The sequence below is a fragment of the Aquincola sp. J276 genome (assembly GCF_024700035.1).
Taxonomy (GTDB): domain Bacteria; phylum Pseudomonadota; class Gammaproteobacteria; order Burkholderiales; family Burkholderiaceae_C; genus Aquincola; species Aquincola tertiaricarbonis.
Genome location: NZ_JAJONC010000001.1, coordinates 862,101 through 880,769, shown reverse-complemented (window position 1 = coordinate 880,769; position 18,669 = coordinate 862,101). Strand labels below are relative to the sequence as shown.

Genomic DNA, 18,669 nt, shown 5'->3' with positions numbered 1-18,669 from the left:
AGGGGTGAGCGGGTTCATAGGGTGATGCGCCAATCGTTCAGGTCGTCGGCCGGTCCGTCCTGCAGGCCGCCGGCGACCCGGTGGGCATGCAGCGGCGACAGCGGCGTGTCGTCGGCCGGCGGATGCCAGGCCAGGTGCAGGCCGGCCTGGGCGTCGTCGGCCTGCGGTGCGGCTGGCGCGGCCGGGTCGGCGTCGCGGCGCGCGCGCGGCTTGCGGCCCACCGCCGCCAGCGCCGCCAGCGCGGCCAGCCAGGGCTGGTCGAGCAGGGCCAGCGGGCCGGCCGGCGCGGGCGAGGCCGGCACGGTGGCCGCTCGCGGCGCGCGCAGGGTGCCGGCCTCCGGCGTGACGTGGAAGCGCACGCGGTAGTCGCCGCCCGGCCGGCCGCTGTCGTCGCCGTCCAGCAGCTGGCCATCGGGCGTGGCGAAGGCGCCGGCGGCGGACACCAGCCGCAGGGTGTAGTCGCCCTCCGGCAGCAGGCCGGCTTCGGCCAGGAACACGAAGCCCTGGCCGTCGGGGTCGAACAGCAGCACGCCGGCCACCGGGCGGCCGTCGCGCATCACCTGCACATGCGGCGAATGCCAGGCATGGCCCTCCGCATCGCGCTGGGCCAGGCGGGCCACGTCCACCGGCAGGCTGAAGCGCACCCGCAGGCCGTTGCCGGAGAACACCACCGCGCTGACGCGCAGCACGCCCGGCTGCGGCGGCTGGCCGCTGGCGGTGGGCTCGTTTTCCAGAAGCTCGGCCATCGCATCGGCGGTGAGCACCGGGGGCAGGCTGGTGCCCGGCGGCGCGCCCACGGCGCGGCCCTGCACGTTGGGATGCGCCGACTGCAGGTACAGCGCCGGCTGCACACCGGCCAGGCCATCCAGCGCACCGGCGCGGCCGGGCTGCACGCCCAGGCCCAGTCCGGCCAGGCCGCCGGCAGTGGACAGGCCGAAGCCGCCGGCCAGCAGGCCGGCGCCCACGGTGGTGCCGGTGGTGGCCGGCGTGCCGGTGCCGGGGGTGCTGCCCGGGGTTCCGCCGCCACTGCCGACACCACTGCCGACGCCACCCACGCCGCCGACGCCGGAGCCGACACCGCCGGTGCCGTTGCCAGTGCCGTTCCCGTTGCCATTCCCGGTGCCGCCTCCCGTGCCGCTACCGCTGCCGCCGCCATCGACCGGCGGCGGCAGGCCGTCGGCCAGCACCGTCAGCGCCAGCGGCGCGGCCTGCCAGCGGCCGTCGTCGTCGATCGCGGTGACCACCACCGAGCGCTGCGCGCTGGCGGTGTACACATGGCTGGCCCGGGTGGCGTCGGCGCCCAGCACGCTGGTGCTGCCGTCGCCCCAGTCCACCACCCAGCCGGTCACGGCGTCGGCGGCGTCGGCATAGGCCAGGTCCAGCACATAGGGCTGGCCCACCACCACGCGGTTGGCGCCGCCGGCCCGCACCGCGGGTGCCAGGTTGCGCACGCCCACGTCGAAGCTGCGGCTGCTGCTGGCGCCGGCCACGTCCACCACCCGCACGGTGAAGCGGCTGGTGGCCGGGCCATCGGCGGCGCGCCAGGTGAGCCGGCCCTGCGGCGACAGCACCGCGCCGGCCGGCGCCTCGTCCAGCGTCCAGCGCAGGGCGTCGCCGTCGGCATCGCCGGCGGAGAGGTCGAGCGTCCAGCCCTGGCCTTCGTCCAACAGCGGCGGCACTACCGGCGCGATCACCGGCGCGTCGTTCACCGGCCGCACCACCAGCGTCACCGTGGCCAGGGCGCTGCGGCCGCTGCCGTCGGTGGCGCGGTAGCTGAAGCTGTCGCTGCCGTGGAAGTCGGCGTCCGGCGTGTAGCTGAAGCGGCCGTCGGCCAGCAGCAGCACGCGGCCATGCTGCGGCCCGCTGGCCAGCACCGCGGCCAGCGCAGCGCTGCCGCTGTCGTTGGCCAGCACGTCGAGGGCCAGGCTGCCGTCCTCGTCCAGCACCGCCTGGTCGTCGCGTGCCAGCGGGGCCGCGCCGCCTTCCTGCGGCGGCTGCACCACCACGGTCACGTTGACGGCCACGCTCGCACCGGCGCCGTCCAGCGCGCGGTAGCTGAAGACGTCGGTCCCCGCGAAGCCCGCGGCCGGCGTGTACACCACGCGGCCATCGGCCGACCACTGCAGGCTGCCGTGCGCCGGGCCGCTGACCAGTTCGGCCGCCAGCACCGGGCCGTCCACGTCGGCGTCGTTGGCCAGCAGGTCCAGCGCCACCGGCGTGCCGGCCGCCGTCACCGCGGCATCGCCCTGCGCCACCGGCAGGTCGTTGACGGCCGCCACTTCCAGCGTGACCGTGGCCAGGTTGCCGAACAGGCCGCCGGCCACCACGCGGTAGGTGAAGCTGTCCACGCCGTACCAGTCGGCATCGGGCGTGTAGCTGTAGCGGCCATCGGCCTGGCGCACCAGCACGCCATGGGCCGGCCCCTGCACCAACAGCGTGTCCAGCGGGTCGCCGTCGGCATCGCTGTCGTTGGCCAGGAGGTCCAGCAGCGCGCTGCCGTCCTCGGGCAGGGCGAAGGCATCGTCCGCCGCCACCGGCGCCTGGCCGCCGTCGCCGAAGCCGAAGCCCACGTCGTCCAGCACCACGCGGCTGCCGCGGGCGCCGAAGCCCAGCAGGTCGAAGAACAGCGCCGCCTGGCTGCCCGCCGGCAAGGCCGACAGGTCCACCACCACGCGGGTGCTGCCGTCGGGCAAGGCCACCGTCTGCACGCCGGCGGCGCGGTACGCGGTGCCGTCGGCCTGCAGGTTGAACAGGGCGTCGCTGCCCGCCAGCCCGATGGTGGCGCCCAGCGGCGCCAGCGTGGCCGCATCCAGCAGTGCCACCTCGAAGGCATCCTGCGGTCCGCCGGCCACCGGGTCGAACTGCGCCGACACCAGCGTGAAGTGCAGCGTGCGGGCACCGGCCGGCACCTGCAGCGCCTGGGTGAAGCGCGAGGCCAGCGTGCCGTCCTCGGTCAGCACGCCGCGGCCGGCTTCCACCCGGGCGCCGCCCACGGCCGTCCAGCCGCCGCCGGCGCCGCCGAGCACGGTGCCGAAGTCGCCGTTGATCACCGCCACCGGCAGCGCCGGTGCGGCGGTGGCCGCAGCCGGGCCGGCCGGCAGCCCGGTGGCGGGCAGGCCGGCCGCGCGTGCGGCGGCCAGCACCGCCGCATCCAGCGCCGAAGGCAGCCGGCGCTGGCCGGTGGCCAGCTGCGTGGCCATCAGGTCGCCGGCATCGGCCAGGTGCTGGCCATCGGCCGACAGCGCCGCCTGCACGCCCGGCGCGACGAACACCAGCGAGCCGTCCGCCGCCTGCTGCACATGCCGGTCGTAGCCGGCGAAGCCGCGCAGCAGGCCCAGGCTGTGGCCCAACTCATGCGCCACCACGCTGAAGAGGTCGAAGCGGCCGGCCGCGGCGGAACCGGCGGCGCCGAATTCCGACGCCTCCAGCGGCGTGGCATCGGCGAACCAGCCGCGGCCATCCGCATTCCAGTCCAGCACGATGCGCGCCTCGGCCGGCCTGCCGTCGGTGCCCAGGCCGGTGACGAAGGCCTGGCCCAGCTGGCCGTCGGCCAGGTCGGCGATGGACACCCGCAGCAGCAGCCCGGCGGTGTCGCCCAGCGCCTGCTGCCACAGGCCCAGCGCCGCATCGGCCAGCGACAGCAGCAGCGTCGTGTCCTGCAGCACCGGCGATTCCGGCAGGGCCGCGGCCGGCTGCGCGGCCGGCGTGGCCTGCAGCGGCGCGCCGCCCGGCAGGCCGGCGGCGGGCGCCTGCGGCCCCGGCGCTGCACCGCCGGTCGGCTTGTAGCCGTGGGTGTTGGCCATCGGCAGGGGGTTGCCGTTGCTGCCGCGCACCAGCGAGGCCTCCAGTTCGTACACGCCGCCGCCGCGCACCGGCATCTGGTGCACGAAGGTGGTCTCGTACTCGGAGATCCAGCTCAGCCCGGTCTGCCGCACGCCGCCGTGCGGGTAGGGCACCTCGGCCCGCAGCAGGTAGGGCCGGGTGCCCGGCCGGTTCTGCGCCGCGGTGAGCGCGAAGTACTCGGCGAAGTCGCGCTGCGAGGTCATGGAGATGCCGGGCGAGCTCGGGTTGGATCCGTCCACATGCACCGCCACCATCTGCTGCAGCGGCGAGCCCGGCCGGTTCTGGCGGGCGGCGATCTCCAGCGCCCAGGCCTCGGCCTGGGCCGGCGTGAGGCCGTTGCGGGCCGCGTTCGACAGCAGCGGCTGGCCGGCCGACACCTGGCCGGCCAGGCCGGCCGCTTCCTCGGGCGTGAGGGCGATGCCGCGCCACAGCGTCTGCGTGCGGGTGGCCTGCACCGCGGCGGCCACGTTGCCGCCGGCCGCGCCCAGGCGGTTGGCGGTGCCCACGCCGCTGCCCACCGTTACCCAGTCCAGGCTGCTGCCACCGCCCAGGGCGGCGCCGGCCAGCTTCGGGCCGCTGGTGGCGGTGCGGCTGGTGACGTTGGCGCCGGCCGGCCGCTTCCAGCTGGCGTACCAGGGCTCGGTCCCGTTGCTGGCGATGGCGCGGTTGTAGATCTGGCGCTCGGACAGCTCGCGCGTGACCAGGCTGCCGACGTCGTCCAGCCGGAAGCCGGTGACCGCGCCCGGGCCGCCCAGCTTGGCGATGCCCTCGTAGTTCAGGTAGCCGCCGCGCAGCACGTCCATGGTGTTGTGCGAGCCGTGGATGAACGACGGCGTGTGGCCCATGGACGCCAGCCGCTCGTTCAGCCGGTGGCCCAGGGCCACCACCTCGTCGTTGCCCAGCACCTTCAGCGGCTGGCCCGGCACCGAGTAGGTGACGCGGGCGATGTCCAGGTCGGAGCGGTAGAAGTTCTTCTGCGCCCAGTCCTTGAAGCGCTGGCCGAAGGTCTCGCCGCTGGCCTGCTGCCAGGAAGTGCGCAGCGACTTGAAGTCGGTGATGGTGCCCTTGGACGAGATGCCGAAGATCGACTTGGCCTTCAGCACCTCGGGCTTGGCCTCCAGGCCCAGCCGCGCGCCCAGCTTGCTGATCTTCTCGGTCAGCACGTCCACCGAGCGCAGCTCCATGCGCAGCTCGCCCGGCGCATAGGCGGTGCCGGCCAGGTTCAGGCCCTCGCGGCGGGCCAGCGACATCTCCTGCGACACCGCCAGCCGCTCGAAGGAATCGGCCGCGCTGCGCGCGCCGAACAGGTCCTTCAGCGTGCTCTTGGTCTTGGCGACCATGACGTCCCGGACCGGCTTGGGCTTCTCGGCGAAGGGCCGCGGCTTGAAGTTGGCCTCCAGCCACTGCGCCACGTCGCGGCGGTAGGTGACGGCGCCGCGCGCCTGCGCCGCGGCGGCCTGCGCGGCGCGCAGTTCGCCGGCCAGCTGGCGGGCGCGCTGCACCTCGGCGGCCTCGGCCACCGCAGCGGCCTCGGCCCGCAGCGCGCGGCCGGAAGCCATGGCGCCTTCGATGGCCGAGGCGGTGCGGATGCCCGACACCAGCTCGGAGCCGGCACGCACCACCGCACCGGCCACCGGCACCACCACGGCGGCCACCTCGGCCACCGGCTTGGCGAAGGTGAAGCCGGCCTTGAGGTTGTCGGTCAGGCTCTCGCTGCTGTAGAGGCGCTCGACATTGGCGGCCCAGGCATCGAAGGATTCGCCGATGGCGCTGCCGACCCGGGAAGGCAGCTGGCCGATGGTGCTCACGGTGTGCAGCAGGTCGCTGCAGGGGTCCATCGCCTCCTGCATGCGCTGCGCCTGCACCCGGGCCATCTCGGCGTCCTTCTTGGCCGTCAGGCCCGACCAGCCGTGCTGCATCGCATAGTCGATGTCGCTGCCGACCTGCCAGCCGGCATCGAACACCATGCCCAGCGTCATGTCCCAGGCGGCCTTGGCCACGCCGGCCACGGCGCCCACGCCCACGGCCACGCTCTTGCCCACCTGCTGCAGGAATTCCTCGGCGGTGCGGCCGGTGGGGTCGGTGCGGGTGAGCGGGTTGTTGCCCACGTAGCGGTACAGGTTGGCATCGCCGGCGGCGAAGCCGCTCGGGTCCTCGCTGGCAAAGCGGCCGATGGCCGGGTCGTACCAGCGGGCGCGGTAGTCGGCCAGTCCCAGCGCGGCATCGAAGTCGCGGCCGGTGAATCCGAAGCGCGGCGCCTGGGCCGGCGCGCTGTGCGAGACCACCCGGCCGAAGGTGTCGTAGCGCACATGGTCGAGCAGGCTGCCGCCGGCATCGGCCACGTCGCGCACGGTGTTCAGGTGGTCGCCCAGCGACCAGCGCAGCGCGCCGCCATGCTGCTCGGCCAGCACCATGTCGGTCCGCGGGCCGAGGAAGAAGCGCTCGGCCACCTGGCCGGCGCCGTCGAACACCATCGCGACGTGGGTGCCGTTCCAGGCGTAGCCCTCGGTGTTGCCGTCCACGGTGCGCGAGACCTTGCGGTCGAAGGCGTCGTAGCGCAGCGCCACCGTCTTCAGCAGCTGGCCGCCGGCATCGCGCGTGACGGCGCCCACCAGGCGGTTGAGGTGGTCCCAGGCGTAGGTGGTCACCTGGCCGGTGGCAATCTCGGTGCGGGTGCTGCGGTTGCCTTCGGCGTCGTAGGTGTAGCGGTAGGTGCCGTCGCTGGTCAGCCGGTTGTCGGTGTCCACCGTCACGCCGGTCTGCACCGGGTTGCCGGCGGGGTCGTAGGCGAAGGCCTCGTCGGGCTGGCCGCTGTGGTCGCTGCCCAGCACCTGGTCCAGCGCGTCGTAGCGCCAGGCGGTGCTGCCATCGGCACTGGCCTGCGCCACCAGCCGGCCGCCGATGTCCCAGGTGTTCTGGTAGTCGGCGATCACGCCGGCCGGGCCGGCGTGGGTGAGCTGCAGCAGGCGGCCTGCGCCGTCATAGCGGTAGCTGCTGACCACCGCCGGCGTGTCGCCGCTGGCGCTGGCGTGGCGCTCCACGCGCAGCAGCTGGCCGGCGGCGTCATGGCGGAATTCGGCGCGCTGGGTGGCCACGCCGGGCCCGCTGCGCAGGCTGCTGGTGCGGCGGTCCAGCCGGTCGTAGCCATGCGCCGTGGTGGCGCCCGGCTGGCCGTCCAGCGTCTCGGTCTCGACCAGCAGGTTGCCCACCGCGTCGTAGCGGCTGTCCAGCACCAGGCGCGGGCGGCCCGGCGCGGCGGCGGTATCGGTCTGGATGCGGCGGCCCAGGCCGTCGTAGCGGAAGCTGGTGTCGGTGTCGGGATCGGTCACATTCAGCAGCTGGCCGGCGGCATCGAAGCGCCGCGCGATGCTGCGCACCAGCGCGCCGCCGGCGTCCAGCCAGCGCTCCTCGGTCGGGCGGTCCAGGTCGTCGTACCCGAACTCGGTGATGCGGCCCAGCGCATCCACCCGGCGCGTGAGGCGGCCGGCGGCATCCCAGGTGCTGCTGCGCTCGTGGCCCAGCGTGTCCTTCTCCAGCGTCACCCGGCCCAGCTCGTCGTGCTGGTAGGTGGTGGTGTTGTCGTTGGGATCGGCCAGCGCGGTCAGGCGGCCGGCGGCATCCCAGGTCCAGCGCGTCTTGCCGCCGGCGTCGTCCAGGCGCTCGATGCGGCGGTCCAGCCGGTCGTACACCGTCTTCTCGCTCTCGCCATGCGGATCGATGCGTTCCACCAGGTTGCCCACGGCGTCGTAGCGCCATTCGGTGACCGCGGCGGCCAGGGAGCCGCCCGGGCCGTCCGGGTCCGGCGCCACCATGCCGATGCGGCGGCCCAGCGCGTCGTAGGCATAGGCGGTGGTGCGGCCCAGCACGTCGGTCTCGGCCAGCACGCGGCCCATCGCGTCGTAGCGGGTGGTGGCCACGCCCTGGGCGGCATCGGTGATGCTCACCACGCGGTCCAGCGCGTCGTAGCCGCGGGTGGTCACACGGTCCAGCGCATCGGTGACGGTGAGCAGGTTGCCCACCGCGTCATAGCCGTAGCGGGTGACCGGCGCGGCCTGCGCGCCACTGCCATCGGGGTCGGGCAGGGTGATGGCGAGCAGGCGGTCCAGCGCATCCCAGCTGCGGGTGGTGGTGCGGCCCAGCACGTCGGTGCTGGCCACCAGGCGGCCGGCGGCGTCGTAGGCCATGGTGGTGCGGCCCGCTTCGGCGTCGACGGTCTCCACCAGCCGGTCCAGGCCGTCGTAGCGGTAGACGGTGCGGCGGTTCAGCGGGTCGATGGTCTCCACGGTGTTGCCCACCGCGTCGTACACCGTGGTGCTCAGGCCCTGGCGGGCATCGGTCACCGTGGTGCGGCGGCCCAGCGCGTCATAGCCGTAGCGGGTGGTGTGCTGCAGCGGATCGGTCACCGCCAGCAGGCGGCCGGCGGCGTCGTAGGCATAGCGGGTGACGGGCGCGGCCTGCGGGCCGGCGTCGCCGTCGGGGTCGGCCTGGGTCAACGTCGTCAGCCGGTCCAGCGCGTCGTAGGCGTACTGGGTGGTGCGGCCCAGCGCATCGGTCACGGACAGCACGTTGCCCACCGCGTCATGGCGGGTCACGGTCTCGTGCTGCAGCGGGTCGATCACATGGGTGCGGCGGTCCAGCGCGTCGTAGCGGTAGCGGGTGGTGTGCTGCAGCGCGTCGGTGGTGGCCACCAGGTTGCCCACGGCGTCGTAGGCGAAGGTGGTCACCGGCGCGGCCTGCGCGCCGGCCTCGCCGTCCGGGTCGGGCAGCGTGGTGCTCACCAGGCGGTCGAGGTCGTCGTAGGCATGGCGCGTGGTGCGGCCCAGCGCATCGGTGGTGGACAGCAGGTTGCCCACCGCGTCGTAGGCGGCGAAGCTGCGCTGCTGCAGCGCATCCACCACTTCCACGCGGCGGTACAGCGCGTCGTACACATGGCGGGTGGTGCGGTCCAGCGCATCGGTGGTGGCCACCAGGTTGCCCACGCGGTCGTAGGCGTAGCGGGTGGTGGGCCGCGCCTGCGCGCCGGCCTCGCCGTCGGGGTCGGGCGAGGTCACGCTGACCAGCCGGTTCAGCCGGTCGTAGGCCAGGTCGGTGCGGCGGCCGGCGGCGTCGATGCTGGCCACCACGTTGCCCACCGCGTCATACACCTGGCTGCGGGTGTGCTGCAGCGCATCCGTGGTGCTGGTGCGGCGGTTCAGCTTGTCGTAGCCGAACTGCGTCACCTCGTTCATCGGGTCGGTCACCGCCAGCAGGTTGCCCACCGCGTCGTAGCGGTAGCGGGTGACCGGCGCGGCCAGCGGGCCGTCCCCGCCGTCGGGGTCGGGCTGGAAGGTGGCGGTCACCCGGCCCAGCGGGTCGTACTCGAAGCGCGTGATGCGGCCGAGTGCGTCGCGGGTTTCCTTCACCAGGCCCCGCTCGTCGTACACGGTGAAGCGGCTGCCGCTGCGCGGGTCGATCACCTCCACCACGCGGTCCAGCGCGTCGTAGACGAACTGGGTGCTGCGGTCCAGCGCGTCGGTCACGCTCACGCGGTTGCCGGCGGCGTCGTAGCCGTAGCGCGTCACCGGCGCGGCGGCGCCGCCGCTGCCGTCGGGATCGGGCTGCGTCATCTTCACCAGGCGGTCCAGGCGGTCGTACTCGTAGCCGGTCACCCGGCCCAGCGCGTCCTGCTGGCTGAGCACGTTGCCCACCGCGTCGTAGGTGGTGATGGCGGTGCGCTGCAGCGCATCGGTGAAGCTGGTGCGGCGGTTCAGCGCGTCGTAGCCGTAGAGGCTGCGGTGTTCCTCGGCATCGATGCTTTCCACCAGGTTGCCCACGGCGTCGTAGACGTAGCGGGTCACCGGCGCCGGCTGTTCGCCGGCGCCGTCCGGGTCGGCATCGGTGGTGCGGATGCGGCGGTCCAGCGCGTCGTACGCATGCGTGGTCACGCGGCCCAGGGCATCGGTCTCGGTGAGCAGGTTGCCCACCGCGTCGTAGCTGCGCAGGCTGCGGCCGTTCTCCGCATCCACCGTGGCCACCAGGCGGTCGAGCTTGTCGTACTCATGCCGGGTGACGTGGTTGCGGGCGTCGGTCACCGACAGCAGGTTGTCGTTGTCGTCGTAGGTGTAGCGCGTCACCGGCGCGGCCACGCCGCCCAGGCCGTCGGGGTCGGGCTGGGTCATGCGCACCAGGCGGTACCAGGCGTCGTAGACGTAGCTGGTCTCGTGGCCCAGCGCATCGACGGTCCTGGTGACGTTGCCCACCGCGTCGTACTCGCTTCGGGTCACGCGCTCCAGCGCGTCCACGGTGCGGATGCGGCGGTCCAGGTCGTCGTAGACATGGCGCGTGACATGGTTGCGCGGGTCGGTGACGGACAGCAGGTTGCCCACCGCGTCGTAGGCATAGCGGGTCACCGGCGCGGCCTGCGCGCCGCTGCCGTCGGGATCGGGCTCGGTCACGCTGATGCGGCGGTCCAGGCCGTCATAGGCATAGACGGTGCGGCGGCCCAGCGCGTCCACCGTGGCGGTGACGTTGCCCACCGCGTCGTATTCCACCGTGGCGGTGTGCAGCAGCGCATCGGTCACGCCGGTCTGGCGGTTCAGCTCGTCGTAGCTGCGGATGGTGCGGCGGTTCAGCGGGTCGATGGTCTCCACCAGGTTGCCCACCGCGTCGTACGCGTAGCGCGTCACTGGCGAGGTGGAAGCGCCGCTGCCGTCGGGGTCGGGCTCGGTGAGCCGCACCAGGCGGTCGAGCGCGTCGTACTGGTAGCGGGTGACCCGGCCCTGCGCATCGGTGCGCGAGAGCACGTTGCCCACCTTGTCGTAGGCGATGACGGTCACGCCGTTCTCGGCATCGCGCTCCTCCACCAGGCGGTTGAGCCGGTCGTAGCGCTGCTCGGTGGCGTGATGCCGCGGGTCGACGGTGCGCACATGGTTGCCCACGTCGTCGTACACATGCTCGGTGATGCGCTCGGCGCCGTCGTCGCCCTGCTCGCGCACATGGGTCAGGCGGTGCAGCTCGTCGTAGTCGTAGAAGGTGGTGTGGCCGGCGGCATCGGTCTCGCGGGTGCGGTTGCCCACGCGGTCGTAGCCGTAGGTGGTGTGCTGCTGCAGCGCATCCACCACCTCCACCAGCTGGTCCACCTCGTCGTAGATGTAGACGGTCTCGCGCTCCAGGGCGTCCAACACGCGGGTGAGGTTGCCCACCGCGTCGTAGCTGCGCAGGGTGACGGGCGAGGCCAGCGGGCCGCTGCCGTCGGGATCGGGGCCGGTGGTCTTCTTCAGCCGGTTGAGCTTGTCGTACTCGGCCGTGGTCTTGCGGCCCAGCGCATCCAGCGTCTGCACCACGTTGCCGGCCAGGTCGTAGGTGGTGTGCACCGTCTGCTGCCGCGCATCGCGGCTCCAGACGCGGCGGTTCTGCAGGTCGTAGCCGTGGGTGGTGGTGTGCTCCCGCGCGTCGGTCTCGGCCACCAGGTTGCCGGCGGCGTCGTAGGCATATCGCGTCACCGGCGAGGCCAGCGGGCCGTCCTCGCCGTCGGGGTCGGCGGCGATGGTGCGGATGCGGCGGTTGAGCTGGTCGTACTCGTGTGCCGTCACGCGGCCCAGCGCATCGATCTCCTGCGCCAGGTTGCCTGCCAGGTCGTAGCGCCACTCGGTCACGCCCTGCTCGGCGTCGGTGCGGCGGATCGCCCGGTTCATCCGGTCGTATTCGGTGACGGTGGTGCGCAGCAGCTCGTCGGTCTCCACCGTGCGGTTGCCCACCGCGTCGTACTGCATCGTGCGTGTCTTGTTGCGCGCATCGGTGATCGAGGTGCGGCGGTCCATCGCGTCGTGGCCGTAGACCGTGGTGCGGCCCAGGTCGTCGGTCACCTGCACCAGGTTGTCGGCCGCGTCGTACAGCATGGTGGTGGTGCGGCCCAGGTGGTCGCGGGTCTCCACCAGGCGCTCGCGGGCGTCGTACTCGTAGTGCGTGGTGTGGCCGTTCTCGTCGGTCACGCTGTGGGCCAGCTCGCCGCCTTCGTAGCCGTAGTGGCGGTGGCCGTTCTCCGGGTCGATCACCTCCTTCAGCCGGTTGCGCAGGTCGTAGACGTAGCGGGTCTCGTAGCCGCGCGGATCGATCACCTTCTCCAGGTTCTCGGCGTTGTTGTAGACGTAGGTGGTCACGCCGCCCTCGGCGGCCTTGACGGTGAGCACCCGGCCGCGGGTGTCGTAGGTGCGGGTGGTGACGCCGCCGCGCGGGTCGGTGCGGGTGAGCTCGTTGCCCGCCGCGTCATAGGTATGCGTGGTCACCGGCGAGCCGAGCGGCCCGGCGGCGCCGTCGGGGTCGGCCTCGATCAGCGCCACCACGCGGTTCATCGCGTCGTACACGTAGCGGGTGACGCGGCCCAGTTCGTCGGTGATGGCGGTGGTGTTGCCCGCCGCGTCGTAGCCGTAGCGGCGCATCGTGCCATCGGGGTTGATGGTCAGCGCCAGCCGGCCCTGCGCGTCGTAGCGGTAGATCGTCTGCCGGCCCATCGGGTCGGTCATCGAGCTCATCATGCCCTGCGGCAGGTAGCTGTAGAGCCAGGTGCTGCCGTCCGGGTGGCGGGTGGCGAGGTTGTTGCCCTTGTCGTCGATGGTGTAGTGGGTGGTGCGGTGCAGCTCGTCGGTGACCGAGGTCACCTGGTTGAAGCGGCCGTCGTAGGTCAGGCGCGTGGCGGCGCCCCGGGCGGATTCGTCGTCGCTGTAGCTCAGGCGGTTGCCGCGCTCGTCGTAGGTGGAGCGCACCACATGGCCTTCGGCATTGGTGTGCTCGATCACGCGGCCGAAGTCGTCGCGGACGAACTTCTCCAGCAGGCCCAGCTCGTCCTGTTCCTGCAGCACCAGGCCGCGCTCGTCCAGCGTCACCGTGCGGGTGTTGCCGTTGGGCAGCTCGTAGGTGGCGGTGAACTGCTCCAGCCGTTGCGTGGTTACCAGCGCGGGGTTGTCCTTGCTGGCGGTCAGGGCAGGGTCGATCAGCCCGTTCACCTGCCAGGGCTGCACCTTCATCGTGCTGCCGTCGGGCCGCAGTGCCTCCACCAGGCGACCATGGTTGCCGTAGGTGTTGCTCTCCACGCCGCCCAGCTTGTTCACCTCGCTGGTCATGTGGCCCTTGGCGTCGTAGCCGAAGCGCCGCATCGAGCCGTCGGGGTCGGTGATGGCGATGAGGTCGCGGCCGCTGTAGGACAGCCGCGTGGTGCGGCCGGCCGCATCCACGATCTCGCTGACCTGCTGGCCGCTGTAGCCGAAGCGGGTGACGCCGCCCACCGGGTCGGTGATGGACTGCAGCAGGCCGGCGGCGTCGTAGGCGTAGCGGGTCTCGTTGCCGTAGCGGTCGCGCACCGACTGCAGCCGGCCCGGCTGCAGTTTGCCGGCGGCGTCGATGGCCTGCGCGCTGTACAGGTACACCGTGCCGTCGCGCAGCGTGCGGCGGAAACTGCCGTCGGTCAGCCGCTCGAAGGTGGAGAAGTCGGAGGGCAGGGTGCTGTAGCTCTCGGCCACGCCCGGCGCGCAGCTGGAGGCGTCGTAGCCCGGCAGCTGCTGCCGCGCGAAATGCTGCGCGCTGCCGTCGCCGTCCACCAGCGAGATGCTGCCGTCCTCGGCCTCGTACAGCGTCTGCACGCCGTCGATGCCCCAGCCGCGGCCGAAGCCGCTGTCGCTGGCATTGACGTGCAGCAGCGCGCCGCTGGAGATGCGGTCCTTGCCGGCGAAGTTGGCACGGATGGTGTAGCCGTAGTAGCCCGTCTGCAGGCTGCCCAGGTCGGTCTGCACCGCCACGCTGAAGTGGTCGGTGCCCGGCGCGATGGACCAGTACTGCATCGGCCCGGTGAGGGTCTGGGTGCGGCCGTTGAAGATGATCTGCACCGACAGCAGCGCATTGCCCGCGTCGGTGAGCTCCTGCGGATGGCTGGCCATCCAGGCCTGCAGCTCGGCGCCGATGCCCTCCCACGAGAAGTTGAGGATGGGGCTGGGATCGGCGGCCAGCGAGTCGTAGGCCAGCGTCAGGTGCTGCTCGCGGCCCAGCACGGTGCTGCCCACCAGGTCATGGGTCTCGGTCACCACGCCGGAATCCAGCTGCACCTGCGAATTGCTGTGCGGGTCGGGGCAGGTCTGCGGCTCGGTGAGTTCGGCCAGCAGGTCGCTGATGCCGAAGTCGTTGCGCTCGGCGATGCCGATGGTGCGGCCGAGGTCGAACTGGTTCCAGATGCGCGGGCCCGCGCCCACCTGCGTGGGATGCGACTCCAGGCCCTGCGGCGCGCCGCCGGTGCCCAGCGGCGCATTGGGCGAGGGGATCTTCTGGCCGTTGGCGTCCAGCACGTACTCGCCGTTGGCATTCATCAGGTAGGGCACGCCGTACATGTAGCGGCTGGCCGCGGCATTGGCCAGCAGGATGCGGTAGTCGGCGCGGATGTCGATGCCGTTGGACAGGCCCTGCAGGTTCTCCTGCAGCGGCAGGATGGTGTTGCCCAGCAGCTGCTCGATCGGGTACTTCTGCATGCGCGAGCGGCCGATGTCGCCCAGCTGCTCGATCTGGTATTCCACCTGGCCCAGCAGCGCCACGGCGTTGTAGACCAGCACCGCGCCCTCGCCGCCGCCCTGCACCCGCACGCCGCGGAAGCCGGCGTAGATGAAGTTGTGGCCAGCGCCGAAGGCCAGGTTGTCGATCAGCCCCAGCGGGATGGGCAGCGTGGCCGCCACCAGCTCGCCGTCGCGGAAGATGCCGATGTTGCTGCCCGACGGCGGCTGGCCGCTGTTGGCATTGGGGTCCTGCGAGGGCACGCCCTGGATGAAGCGGTTGAAGGCGCCGACCAGCACGTATTCCGGATGGCTGCCGATCGAGGCCTCGAAGGCATCGGCCGGAATCACCAGGATGGACACGCCGTTGTTGGCGTCGAAGGTGTCGTTGGTCGAGCCCAGCGTCATCTCGTGGGTCGAGGTGGTGGCGCTGAAGCCCGTGGGCGAATCCGAGGTGACGTGGATGAAGCCCAGCGCCTCGCTGTCGTCGTGGCGGTTGGTGTAGGCGATGCGGTGCGGATCGCCGGTGCGCTGCAGCGCATAGGTGTGCTGCCCGGTGTCGATGCGCGCGATCACCTCGCCGTAGCGGCGCGGGTTGCCGGCCTGCGGATCCTGCGGCCGGTCGGCTTCGTCGATGTTGATCACGTAGACGAAGCTGTGGTCCATCGCCGGCGTGCTGAAGTCCTCCCGGTTGGGTGCGGCGGCATACAGGCGCTTGCCGTCCTCGCTGATGAGCACGTGGCGCACGCCCTTGGGCGCCTGCGGCAGCGTGATGGTGCGCAGCACCTGGTGGAAGGTGGCCGACTGCGGATCCACGTCGATGACGTAGATCGCGCCCTCGGTGCCGGTCTCGCCGCCCACCGGGTCCTCGTTGGACACGTAGGCCAGGCGGCCGGCCGGATCGATCTCGATCCAGAACGGGCGCGAGCCATTGGGCAGCCGGATGATGTCGATCGGATTGGCGCCGCTGGCGTCGGCATTGCCGGGGTCGGCATCGGCCCACTGCATGGCCACCAGGTCGATCACGGCCACGCCCTCGTGCCCGGGCACGCCTGACAGCGTGACGTAGGCGCGGGTGTGGTCGCCGGTGAGCGCGGTGTCGCGCGGATAACCCGGCACCGGGATGCGGGCCACGGTCTGGATGGTCTGCGCCGGCTGCGGAGCGAAGGGGTCGCCCTGCGTCATCACCGCCACCTGCTGCTCCAGCCGCAGCGCGGCCACCACGTAGTTGCCGGTGGCCGGCAGCGTCAGCGGATTGCTGGCGTAGGCGCGCTCCTGCTCCTCGTATTCGCCGGTGCACGGGCCCACGCCCAGCACCGTGTCGATGCGCACCACGGCCACCTTGGCCACGCCGGCGATCACGGTGGGCGGCAGCTCCACCACGATCTGCTGCTGGCCGTTGACCACCTGCAGCGGCTGCACCACCGGGGCTTCGAACATCTGGCCCTGCTGCTGGAACACCACCACCAGGCGCGAGCCCAGGCTGCTGGCCGGGCTGCCCTGCAGCTGCTGTCCGGTGATGACCATCACCGGCCGGGTGGTGCCGACCACCTGGCGGAACTCCAGCTGCATGCCGGTGAGCGCCGGGCTGCGCGGCGTGGCCTGCGGCGGACGCTCCAGCGTCACCGCCACGTTGGTCACCGCCGCCGGATTGAGTTGCACGCCCACCGTGGTGGTGACGGGCAGGCTGTCGGGCGGAATGGCGGTGACCGTCAGCTGCGACACGTCCATGCTGATGGCGATGAACGGCGCCACGGTGGCGATGCCGCCGATGCCGCCGCCGCTGATGATGGGGATGATGCCCACCGGCACGTTGACGGTGAGCACCCCGCGCGCCAGCGCCACGCGGCTGGACGGATCGCCCAGCACGTACAGGCCCGAGGGCGTGACGCCCGGGTAGGGCGGCGAGCTGGTGCGGGCATAGCCGTCGGCACCCACCACCGCGATCTCGTCCTGGAACCACATGTCCACCAGGTTGCCGCTGGCGTCGGGCAGCTTGGCGGCGCGGAACAGGTACAGCGTCTTGCCCACCGGCACCGTGTCGGGCACCTTGATGGCCAGCTGCGCCGGCACGTCGAGCTGGCCGCCGAAGTCGATCTGGAAGCTGCCCAGCAGGCCGAACTCGGCCGGCATGGGCATCGGCAGCGTGGCGGCCGGCGTGATGGAGACGGACACGTCCGCGCCCAGCGCACCCGGGCCCACCGCCAGCACCGCGCGGCCGTCGGCCGACGCCACCGCGCCGCCCTGGCTGCCCAGCACCGCCTGGCCCACGGCGGGCGCCTGCACCCGCACCGGCACCACGAACTCGGCGCCCTTGTAGATGACGGTGACCTGGGTGTCGCCCGCCAGCGCGCCGGCCTTCACCAGGCCGTCCAGGCTGGTGGACACGAGCGCGCCGTTGCCGCTGAAGTACAGCGCGCCGGCCTGCGCCGCAGAGACGTTGCGGCCGTCCAGCGTCACCAGCAGCGGCTTCTGGCCGGTGACCGGCACCAGCGTCAGCCCGTGCGGGTAGACGTCGATGCCGCTGGCCAGCTGCACCTCCTCGAACGGATTGGGACGGCCGGCCACCACGGCGGTGGCCGCCTGGATGTCGCCGCGCCGCACCACCAGGGCGGCGAAGCCTTCCTTGACCGCCACCACGGTGTCCTCGCGCACCTTGCGCAGCACGCTCTCGTCGGTGCTGCTGAGCAGGTAGTAGTCGGGCGGCAGCTCCACGCCCTGCTGGTCGGCGAAGTCGCCGATGACCACCGGGCGGTCCAGGTGGCCCAGCTGCAGCTCGGGCCGGCGGTGGGCGAAGTCGAGCCGCACCAGCGGCGCATCGCTGACCTTGACGGTGAAGGTGTGCAGCAGGCTCTGGGTGTAGCCGTCGTCGGCCACGATGCTGAAACTGGCGTCGCCGGCGAAGCCATCGTCGGGGCGGAACAGCACCCGCAGGCCGTCGCCCGACAGCCGGGCCACGCCATGCGCGGCACCGACGATGCGGAAGGTGACCGGGTCGCCTTCGGGGTCGTCGATCAGCGTGGACACGGCCACCTGCGTGCTGAGCGACATGTGGGTGAAGCCGGCGCCGTTGCGCACCGTCGGACCCTGGTTGGGCGAGAAGCCCAGGTTGCCGAACAGCAGCGCCGCATCGGCAGCGTCCACGTCGCCGTCGCGGTCGATGTCGGCCCCGGCCTGCCAGCCGCTGCCGCCCGGCAGGCTGCCGCGCGCGGCCATGAAGGCGGCCACGTCCGCACCGTCCACCCGCTGGTTGCCGTCCACGTCGCCGGCAGCGAACAGCCGCAGCGTGTAGCCGCCCGAGCCGCCGGCCGCGGCCACGCGCAGCGTGCGCAGGCCGTCCTCGGTCACCCGGAAAATGGCGAAGCTGCGCCCGCCCTGCGTGGCGGAGGCGATGGCCTGCAGGCCGTCGACCTGGGGCAGCGCCGGGGCCAGGCTGCCGCCCGCGGCCGTCAGCTCCACGCCCAGCAGGAAGGCACCGCCCTGCGGCAGGGCCACCTCGCTGGGCCGCACCGCCAGGCTGTACAGGTCCTGCCCGCCCGCGGACAGCACGCCGCTGAAGGGCTGGCCCAGGTAGCGCAGCGCGCCGCCCAGGTCGGCGGTGAGGGTGCGGGTGGTGACGGTGCTGCCGTACTCCACCACCCGGCCGCCGCCGGCGCCGGCCACCAGCGTGAGCCGGTGGTCGTCCGGCTGGCTGTAGGCATAGCGCTCGGAGAGGCCGGCCGACAGGTCGCGGGCCGACACCAGGTTGCCGTGGCCGTCGTAGGCGTACTGCCAGCCGCGGCCGTCGGGCGCGGTCACGCCCACCAGCCGGCCTTGTGCATCCCGGGTGAAGACGATGGCCTCGTTGCCCGGGCCGGTGATGCCGCTGTCGCTGACCTGCAGCCGCACGCCGTCGGCATAGGTGATGGCGGTGACGCCGTCCTGCACCGTGAAGGCATAGCGGGTGCCCTGCGCATCCACCAGGGTGTACTGGGCGCGCTCGGCGCCGAGCGCCGCGGGGTTGTAGGCGGCGCCGTCGTCCAGCGCATAGAAGCTGCCGGCCGCGCGCTGCAGCGGCAGCGGCGCCGATTCCAGCTGCCAGGCATGGCCGTCGTCGGCCACCCAGCGGGGCAGGAAGTAGCTGGTGCCGGGCAGCAGCACCTGCTGCGGCTGGAAGGTGAAGCCCACGCGCTGGCCGTCCGGCGCGGTGACCACCACGCGCGAGCCGGCCCGCAGCGGCGCATGCACGCCGCTGGCTTCGGCACCGGTGGGCGCCAGGTCGGTGTCCAGCCGCAGGTCGCGCAGCGACAGCCGCCAGCCGTTGCCGAAGCTGCCGGCA

The 18,669-nt window shown here is 72.7% G+C and carries 1 protein-coding gene (cut by a window edge); it reads right to left on the bottom strand.

Going from position 1 to position 18,669, the window contains the following annotated elements:
* Positions 1-14 precede the first annotated feature (14 nt).
* Positions 15-18,669, bottom strand: partial view of an Ig-like domain-containing protein gene (locus LRS14_RS03995; protein ID WP_257798682.1) — the 3' portion only. It continues 5,144 nt past the right edge of the window; 18,655 of the gene's 23,799 nt are visible here — the last part of the coding sequence; its start codon lies beyond the right edge, outside the window; its stop codon occupies positions 15-17.